Raw genomic sequence first — 1,459 nt, 5'->3', positions numbered from 1 at the left:
GCCGCCACGCCGGGCGACGGCGAGCATCGCCGCCACCTGCGGCCGGTCCGGCCGGGCCAGCCGGCGTACCCCGGCGGGCATCGGCTCGACCAGGGTCACCGCCAGGTCGCCCCAGCCGAGCTCGCGCAGCAGGCCGGGCACCGCGGGCAGGCCGGCCCAGTCGCGCGGCAGCTCGCGCAGCGCGTCCGCCTCCGCGCGGACCATCGCCCGGGTCGCGTCGTTCCAGCCGACCTTGGCGTACGCCCACGCGGCGCCCCGGTCGTCGAAGAGCTGCAGCGTCGGCTTGTGGTGCGGGTCGGGCGGGCGGATCCCGATCGCGGCGTGCAACGGCCGGCCCTCGACCCGGGCCAGGTGGGCGGTGAGCAGCAGCTCGGCGGGATCGGCGTCGGCCGGGGCGGCCACGGTCAGCACCGGCATCCCGGCCAGCCGGGTGGCCCCGAGCCCGGCCAGCACGCCGACCGCGAGCCGGTTGGCGCGCACCCGGGGCGGCCGCAGCGCGTTGTAGGCCAGCGTCGACGCCGCGCCGACCCGGCGGGAGGCCAGCGGCAGCAGGAACTTCGCCCGCTCTACCGAGGGCACCACCGCGTACCGGGCGACGATCCGGTGGCCCGGCGGCGCGACGGCGGACGCGGCGACGCCGAGCCACAGCCGCTCGTCGCCGAAGATCGCCCGGGTCACCCAGCCGATGCCGTCCCGGCGGTCCCGTGGGTCCTGCACCACGCCGCGCCCTCCCCTGTCCCGTCGTAACGACGGCGGCCACGACAGGGGCCGCCGGCGCCACGATAGGGCCCGCCGGCCACTCGCCGGCGACCGGTCAGCGCTGCCAGACGCGGACGTGGTCGACCCGGAAGTCGGCCGGGAAGGCGGTGGCCGCGTCCGGCGGCCCGAGCCAGCCCCCGACCTGGAAGTTCAACCGCAGGTTGTACGGCTTGTCGAAGGCCTCGTCGAACCACGGGGTGGTGCTCCGGTCCCGCTGCCAGACCAGCCGGCCGTCGAGGTACCAGCGGATCACCCCGGGCTCCCACTCGGTGGTGTACGTGTGGAAGCCGTCGCCCGGGTAGCCGGCCGGGAACTCCCAGCGCTGGTCCTGCTTGACCGGGCTGTAGTCGTAGAAGATCGCCTGGGTGGCGGCCCGGTGGTACGCCGCCCCGCCGGGCAGTTCGACCACGTCGATCTCGCCCTTGCCCCCGTCGTCCGGCCGCAGCCAGAACGCCGGCCACAGCCCCTGCGAGTCGGTCGGCCCGTTCGGCGACTCGGCCCGGATCTCGAACCGGCCGTAGCGGAACGAGGCCTTGCCGATGGTGTCCAGGTATGCCTCGGTGTACTGCCGCGGCTGGCCGGCGCAGACGGTGCTCCGCCGCTGCGCCCGGATGCTCGCCCTCGTGGTCCGCGACACCCCGGCCGGGGTGCGGGCGTTCCACCCCAGCGGCCAGGCCGACCCGGAGGGCTTCGCGGCCAT

1 protein-coding gene and 1 pseudogene are annotated in these 1,459 nt (G+C 76.6%); both read right to left on the bottom strand.

Going from position 1 to position 1,459, the window contains the following annotated elements; translation table 11 throughout:
• Nucleotides 1–720 (bottom strand): annotated as a pseudogene (locus ACWEVO_RS36425) (hypothetical protein); the annotation flags it as partial.
• A 94-nt stretch (nt 721–814) separates the two neighbouring features.
• The coding region (locus tag ACWEVO_RS36420) for a glycoside hydrolase family 16 protein (RefSeq protein WP_452311931.1) at nt 815–1,459 on the bottom strand (645 nt) is incomplete at its 5' end.

The sequence above is a fragment of the Micromonospora sp. NPDC003776 genome (assembly GCF_053605645.1).
Note: the sequence above shows the minus strand (reverse complement) of the source record. Positions and strands in the feature narration are given on the sequence as shown.